8 protein-coding genes are annotated in these 6,615 nt (G+C 69.2%); 3 read left to right on the forward strand and 5 right to left on the reverse strand.

Features of this window, described 5'->3' with window-relative positions; genetic code table 11:
• The coding region (locus QK444_RS30250; RefSeq protein WP_282785522.1) for a DJ-1/PfpI family protein at positions 1-721 on the reverse strand (721 nt) is incomplete at its 3' end.
• Positions 722-812: 91 nt separating this feature from the next.
• On the opposite strand from QK444_RS30250, the gene QK444_RS30255 reads away from it, so the two are divergent.
• Positions 813-1,268 (forward strand): SRPBCC domain-containing protein, encoded by a 456-nt coding sequence (locus QK444_RS30255; RefSeq protein ID WP_282785523.1) that lies wholly within the window; start codon positions 813-815, stop codon positions 1,266-1,268.
• Positions 1,269-1,312: 44 nt separating this feature from the next.
• Here QK444_RS30255 and QK444_RS30260 read toward each other — a convergent pair whose 3' ends face one another.
• The 4 genes from QK444_RS30260 to QK444_RS30275 all read right to left on the reverse strand — a co-directional run bounded on the left by QK444_RS30260 (position 1,313) and on the right by QK444_RS30275 (position 4,603).
• Positions 1,313-2,170 carry a DUF1524 domain-containing protein gene (locus tag QK444_RS30260; protein ID WP_282785524.1) on the reverse strand — a complete coding sequence of 286 codons (858 nt, stop codon included), beginning with the start codon at positions 2,168-2,170 and terminating at the stop codon, positions 1,313-1,315.
• Positions 2,171-2,321: 151 nt separating this feature from the next.
• Positions 2,322-2,813 (reverse strand): hypothetical protein, encoded by a 492-nt coding sequence (locus QK444_RS30265; RefSeq protein WP_282785525.1) that lies wholly within the window; start codon positions 2,811-2,813, stop codon positions 2,322-2,324.
• Positions 2,814-2,941: 128 nt separating this feature from the next.
• The gene (locus QK444_RS30270; RefSeq protein ID WP_282785526.1) at positions 2,942-4,063 is read right to left on the reverse strand and encodes a nitronate monooxygenase family protein; all 1,122 of its coding nucleotides are present in this window, start codon (positions 4,061-4,063) and stop codon (positions 2,942-2,944) included.
• A gap of 129 nt (positions 4,064-4,192) precedes the next feature.
• Positions 4,193-4,603, reverse strand: coding sequence for an NUDIX domain-containing protein (locus QK444_RS30275; protein WP_282785527.1), 411 nt, complete (start codon positions 4,601-4,603; stop codon positions 4,193-4,195).
• A gap of 72 nt (positions 4,604-4,675) precedes the next feature.
• On the opposite strand from QK444_RS30275, the gene QK444_RS30280 reads away from it, so the two are divergent.
• Positions 4,676-5,614, forward strand: coding sequence for a patatin family protein (locus tag QK444_RS30280; protein ID WP_282785528.1), 939 nt, complete (start codon positions 4,676-4,678; stop codon positions 5,612-5,614).
• Positions 5,615-5,852: 238 nt separating this feature from the next.
• Entirely contained in the window at positions 5,853-6,587 is a 735-nt protein-coding gene (locus tag QK444_RS30285; RefSeq protein WP_282785529.1) for an alpha/beta hydrolase, read from the forward strand.
• Positions 6,588-6,615 lie beyond the last annotated feature (28 nt).

Here is a 6,615-nt window from a genome sequence, read left to right on the forward strand (position 1 = left end):
CGCGCGCCGCCAGCACGCGCGGTGAAAGATCCTGCGCCAGATTGCTCGCCACGTACCGCATCAGCTCGTCGACCAGCCGGTCCTCGGTCGGCGGCGTGGCGAGGTACATGCTGAGCTGTGCCTGATCGGCCGGACGGTGCACGTAGGTGACCAGCTCCCGGGCGACGGCGCGAGCCAGGGCGGAGCCGTGATCGTCGGCGATGAGCGAGAGTGTCAGATCGAGCGCGCTGGTCACTCCGGCGGAGGTGTAGACGTCGCCGTCGCGCACGTACAGCGGTGCGGTATCCACGGCCACCTCCGGGTAGCGGGCGGTGAGGTCCGCGCCGTAGGCCCAGTGCGTGGTCACCCGCCGCCCATCCAGCAGTCCGGCGGCCGCCAACAGCGATGCCCCCGTGCAGACCGCCGCGATGCGTCGCGACCGGCGCGCCACCCGCCGCACCTGATCGAGGAGTCGACCGTCCGCGGCGGCCGCATCGGCGCCGGGGCCGCCGACGACCATCAGGGTGTCGATCGCACCGCCGACGGCTTCGAGTCGGCCGCTGCCCATGGGAATGCCCGCCGAGGTCCGTACCGCTCCCCCACCCACCGAGACCAGGTCGATCGCGTACCCGGGGTCGGCCCCGAACCGATTCGCCAGATCCCAAGCCCCACACGGGCAGGCGATATCGAGAATCTGCGCGTCGTCATAGGCGATGACGAGCATCCGGCGTACCGCGTCCACTCGGCCACCGTAACGGCGGCCCTGCCTCACCCCGACCCGGACCCGCGACCACGGGGTGAACATGTTCCAGTTTGTGCGCTAGTGTTCCGACATGCCCTTGGTGATCGACAAGAGCGTCGAGATCGACGCACCCGCCGAACTGGTCTGGCAGGTGCTCACCGACGTGGACCGCTACGGCGAGTGGAACCCCTTCGTCCTCGGCTGTGAGACGACGCTGGAGCCCGGCTCGCCCATCGATATGCGCGTGCGGCTCATCGGCCCGCGTCCGCGCACCCAGCGGGAGTTCATCCGGTCCCACACGCCGGGAAAGGAATTCAGCTACACCATGAAGCCGGTGCCGTTGGGCACCCTGCACAGCGAGCGCTCGCACACCGTCACCGCGCTGGACGCGGACCGCTGCCGCTACGATTCCCACTTCGCCCTCGCCGGGTGGCTCAGTCCGGTGGTCACCGCGATCATGGGCGGTGCGCTGCGGCAGGGATTCGCGGGGATGACCGACGCGGTCAAGCAGCGCGCCGAATCCCTGCGGGGCGCGCTGCGCGACTGATCCGCGGCGGCCGGACGGGCCCCATCCGCGGTGTTCGCCGGCCGCTACGCGCAGGCGATGCCGTCCCCGTTGCCGTCCAACTGGGGCCGGTAGCCGGGTTCGCCCCGGCGCAGCGGTGCGGCTCCAGCGGCGCGGACCTCGTCGCAATTGGCGTAGTGCACGGTCGATGTCGTGCTCGGTGTGGCGGTGGGGGCGGCCGCCGTACAGGTGGCCAGCACCCGCGCCATGGCGTCACGTTCGTCGCGGGTGACCCACAGGCGGTAGGCGGCCTTCACCTCGATCTGCTGCGCCACGTAGGTGCACCGGTAGTCCTTGCGGGGCGGAAGCCATTGCGAGGCATCGGAGTCGCCCTTGCCCTGGTTGGTGGGGCCGTCCACGGCGATCAGATTGCGCGGGTCGTTGGCGAGGTTGCGCCGCTGTTCGGCGGAGATGTCCTGCGCGCCGGTCAGCCACGCGTTGCTCAATGCGACGATGTGGTCGATCTGTACGGCGGCGCTGGTCTCGCGGCCCTGCTTGAACTTGATGGTCCGCCCGGTGTACGGGTCGGCGAGGGTGCCGCTGAGCACCTTGCAGCCGCCGCTGTCCAGTTTCACGTCGGTGAGGTCGCGGGCCAGGATGTCGTTGCGGGTGTCGCAGCCGTTGCCGCCGCCGTCGATGCTGACGTCATCGGTCCAGGCCGAGCCGAATTTCTCACGGTCGTAACCGTTCTTGGACGCCCAGTCCCGCACCGGCAGGGCGTCGAGCTGACTGCGCGCCTTGGCGACCCGGCTCGAGGGGTCGGTCGGGGTGGGTGCCGGTTCCTCACCCACCACGGTGAGCACGAATGCCAGCAGGACGAGCAGGCCGGTAATGGCCAGGGGCAGGATGAGTTTCCGCGCGCGCGACGACTTCTTCTTCAACATGTTCCGACCACCGTCGCAATCCACCTGACGAAACTTCAAGCCGCACGGTCGGTTCGGAGATGGTTCTCACACTGTGGCGACACACGGGCTGTCTACATCTTGGGGCGCAACGAGATCGAGAGCAAACCGGCGACACCCGCAATCGGGCGTTTCACTCCTGCGCGAGTGCGAGGAGATAGACTGCCTCGACCGCACCCACCAGCACCGCCACCGGAATCGGCCACCACGGTCCGCCGCGGTCGAGCAGGCGCGTGGCCAGATGCCGTTGCACGGTGCCGATTCCGGCGAGCAGCGCCACCCACACGGGCAGCAGCGCGATACCCACCGCGGCGTGGACCGCCCATGCGCCCGCGAGCGTGGGCCCACCCCACGCATCCCCGTACGCACCGCTCGTCACGAGTGGATACGCGAAGCCGCGCACCGTCGTGACGGCGGCCGGGAGCGCGACGAACCAGGCGAGCAGTCCGATCACCGCGGCCAGCACGGTATGCGTCCGTGCCCGCGGGCCCGACGGTCGAATCTCGATCGCCGACCCGAACGCCCAGCGCGTCAGCCGAACCCGACGGTCGACCGATGCGAAGGCGATCGGCAGCGCTGCGACTGCGTAGCCGGCGGCCCGCAGGGCGCGGTGAACGGTGGACACGGATCGAACGTAACGAGCGAACGCCTCGGACGGCAGGGTGCTGGCCACACCTTCCGTATGGGTGCCACCCGTGCGGAACTCGGCGGTGCGGCGAGCCTCGCTGTGTCCGAGGCGCGCTGGGGTACGTATCAGGCGTTGTTGAGCTTGTTCAGCCGTTCACACGCCTCGAGGTATTCGGCGATGAGCCGCTGCACCACATCGGCGGAGCGCTCGACCTTGTTCATCATGCCGACCACCTGGCCGACCGGATTGAAGTTCACGTCCTTGGCGGCCTCCGGGTAGCGGTGGCCGCGTTTGACGCCGTCGAGCGCCACCATCATCTGCAGCGGCATGGGCAGCGGGTCCGGGTTCTCCGGGTTCTCCCACGCATCGGTCCAGTCGTTGCGCAGCATGCGGCACGGCTTGCCGGTCCACGCCCGCGAGCGCACGGTGTCGTGGCTGCTGGCGTCGATGTAGGTCTGCATCTGGGCGGGCGGCACATTCGCCTCCTCGACCGTCAGCCACAGCGATCCGGTCCACGCGCCCGCCGCACCCATGGCCAGCGCCGCGGCGATCTGGCGGCCGTCGGCGATACCACCGGCGGCCAGCGCGGGCATATCGCCGATGGCGTCGATCACCTGCGGCCACAACACCACCGAGGACACCTCGCCGCAGTGGCCGCCACCCTCGGTGCCCTGCATGACCACGAAGTCCAGTCCGGCGCGCTTGTGGTTGAGCGCGTGCTTGACCGAACCGCACAGCGCGCCGATGAGGCGACCGGAGTCCTGGATCTGCTTGGTCACGTCATCGGGCGGGGTGCCCAGCGCGTTGGCGACCAGTTTGGCCTTGGGGTGCTTCAGGATCACCTCGATCTGCGGGGCGACCGTGGTGGCGGTCCAGCCGAGCAGCTGGTTGTGGCGCTCGCCGTCGGGCAGGTGCGGCACCTGGTGGTCCTCGAGGATCTTCTCGGCGAAATCGCGGTGGCCCTGCGGAACCAGTTCGGCGAGTTTGGCTTCCAGCTCCTCGGGGCTCAGGCCCTCGACGCCCTTGCCCTCGTACTTGGACGGGATCACCAGGTCCACGCCGTAGACGCCGGTGACGTGCTCGTCCAGCCAGGCGAGTTCGACCTCGAGCTGTTCGGCGGTGAATCCGACCGCGCCGAGCACGCCGAGTCCGCCGGCATTGCTGACCGCGGCGGCCACGTCGCGGCAGTGGGTGAAGGCGAAGATCGGGACGTCGATGCCCAACCGGTCGCAGATCTCGGTACGCATGGGGTGCTGGACTCCTCTGGTCACTGTCCGGGTACGTAGTCCCCATCACAGTAGAACATGTTCTAGATTCTGACCAGAGTCGCCACCAAGGCCGATGAGTCGGTGTGGACAACCTGTTCTATTGTTCGGTCATCGGGCGGCGAGCAGGCCGTACCGCACCAGGTCGTCGAAGAGCAGTTGATCCACCGGAGGCACCTCCTCGCGCTGTGCGTAGGTGAACCATGCGATCTCGTCGATCTCACTGCTCGCGGCGACCGTCCCGGTGTATTCGGCGGTATAGCAGGCCATCCGGACCACCACCTCCGGCAGCACCGCCTCGTAGGTGCCGACATGGTCGACGGTGTCCGGCAGCAGCGCGACCGTCAGCTCCTCCTCGATCTCCCGCAGCAGCGTCTGGAGATCGGTTTCCGCGCCCTCGCGCTTGCCGCCGGGGATGTAGAAGACGTCCTTCCCGCGCGGGCGGGCGCACAGGATGCGGCCCCGCTCGATGCGCACCCAGGCCACCGTGTCGATGAGTTTCCGTGCGGGTTCGGTTCGCATTCGCCGCAGCCTACTGCGCGCAACCATGTGCTACACATGCTAGGTAATGTCTCAAACCTGGAGGGTGTCTCCGTGACCGTCGCAGCTCTCATCGCCCAGCGGCACCGCGACGGCAGCCGTCCCGGGGCGCGCACCGACGACGCCCGGCTGGCCCTGGTGATCGAGGGCGGTTCCACGCGCGGCGCGTATTCGCACGGCATGGTGACCGCACTCGAGGAACTGGGCCTGACCGACTGCTTCGACGCGGTCTACGGCGCGTCGGCCGGTGCGCTCAACGGCGCGTGGCTGCTGTGCGGGCGCGCGGCCGACGCCTGGCGCGCCTGGCATCCCACGGTGATCAACCGCGTCATCTCCCCCGCCCGCGCCCTGCGTGGCGGACCGGTGGTCGACACCCGCTTCCTGGTGCACTCGGTGTACGCGCACATCGTGCCCATGGATTTCCCCGCGATCCTGGCCAACCCGATCACCTTCCACCCCATAGCCACCGACACCGCCGACGGCGCGGCCGTCGACCTGCACCCGTATCTCACCGACCCGCCCGCCCTGCAACGTGCTCTCCGAGCCACCACCTGCCTGCCGATCCTGGCGGGCCGCTCGGTCCGCCTCGGCGACCGCAGCTACGTGGACGCCGGCCTCTCCGAATCCGTCCCGGCGCGAACGGCCTTCGCTCGAGGCGCGACCCACGCGCTGGTGCTGCGCACCCGCCGCGCCGATGAACCACCCACCACCCCCTCCCGCCTGGAAACCCGCACGGTCGCCCGCTTCCTGTCCCGCCACGCCCCCGGCACCGTCGACTCCTGGCTGATCCGCGGCGAACTCCAACGGCGCGAGGAATCCGACATAGCAGCGAACCCGGCGGTGCTCCAGATCCGCCCGCCCGCGGGTTCGCCGTCCATCGGTCGCATCGGCCGCGATGCCACCGTCATCCGCCGCGCACTCGACCTCGGTCGCGAGGCGGTCATCGGGGCACTGGCCCCCCGTCTGCCCGCCCGACTGGCATCCGGTGCGTAAAGGCACGCACCGCGATACCTGTGCCCATCGTTTCCAGTGCGCATCCGCTGGCGACGCAACCGCGGCAAAACCTGTTGGCGGACCGCGGCGGCCGCTGCTACGTTTTCGGAGGCCGTGCACGAACGAGGAGGTGGTACCCGTGAACGCAGTATCGACATGGGTGCTCCCCTGCGGGGTCACGGTCGGGCGATAGGGGTCGTCCGGGAGCGCCGTTCATGCACTCCCGAAAGGCACGACCATGCAATTCACCGCTGAACAGCGCTTCGATGACGGCGTCCTCGAACGCGAATTCACCCTCGGCGAGATCCCCGGCATCCTGTGGACGCCCGCATCCGCCGCCACGCCGACCCCACTGATCCTGCTCGGTCCTCCTCCACTCGGGCTGCGGAAGGTGTACCCGCGACTGCTGGCCAGGGCTCGGAACGTCGTGGCTGGAGGCTACTCCGCGGTCACCATCGAACTCCCCGGCAGCGGTGTTCGACCCCGGAATGTCGTGGTCGAACAGGCCGTCGCCGACCTGCGGCGGGTCCTGGCGGCAGGTGGGCCGGTCACCGACGACATCATCGACCGGCTCGTCCTCCCGCTGCTCGACCCGGCGGTGGCCGAATGGCGGGCTACCCTGGACGCCGTCCTCACCCTGCCCGGTATCCGCGGTCCGGTCGGGTATTCGGGCGGGCTGATCTCCATCGGTACCCGGCTGGCGGTGGTCGAGCCGCGTATCGAGGCCGCCGTGCTGTTCTCCGGAAGCTATGTGCCCCGCACCATCTTCGAAGAGGCCCGGCAGGTCACCATTCCGCTGCATGTTCTGCTGCAATGGGACGACGAAGGAAACGACCGGCAGATGGCCCTGGACCTGTTCGACGCCTTCGGCTCCGAGGAGAAGACATTGCACGCCAATATGGGCGGGCACACCGGCGTCCCGCACTACGCCGGGGACGAGGCGGGCCGGTTCTTCACCCGGCACCTGAGGTGAGCCCGGGCTGTCGGCCGACATGAACGGC

Source organism: Nocardia sp. CC201C, from assembly GCF_030010695.1.
In the GTDB taxonomy this organism is placed as follows: domain Bacteria; phylum Actinomycetota; class Actinomycetes; order Mycobacteriales; family Mycobacteriaceae; genus Nocardia; species Nocardia otitidiscaviarum.

Excerpts from the sequence above, each read along its gene's own strand:
- QK444_RS30260 (WP_282785524.1), bottom strand. The coding sequence starts at position 2,170 with ATGTTGAAGAAGAAGTCGTCGCGCGCGCGGAAACTCATCCTGCCCCTG.
- QK444_RS30275 (WP_282785527.1), bottom strand. The coding sequence starts at position 4,603 with ATGCGAACCGAACCCGCACGGAAACTCATCGACACGGTGGCCTGGGTG.
- QK444_RS30285 (WP_282785529.1), top strand. The coding sequence starts at position 5,853 with ATGCAATTCACCGCTGAACAGCGCTTCGATGACGGCGTCCTCGAACGC.
- QK444_RS30255 (WP_282785523.1), top strand. The coding sequence starts at position 813 with ATGCCCTTGGTGATCGACAAGAGCGTCGAGATCGACGCACCCGCCGAA.
- QK444_RS30270 (WP_282785526.1), bottom strand. The coding sequence starts at position 4,063 with ATGCGTACCGAGATCTGCGACCGGTTGGGCATCGACGTCCCGATCTTC.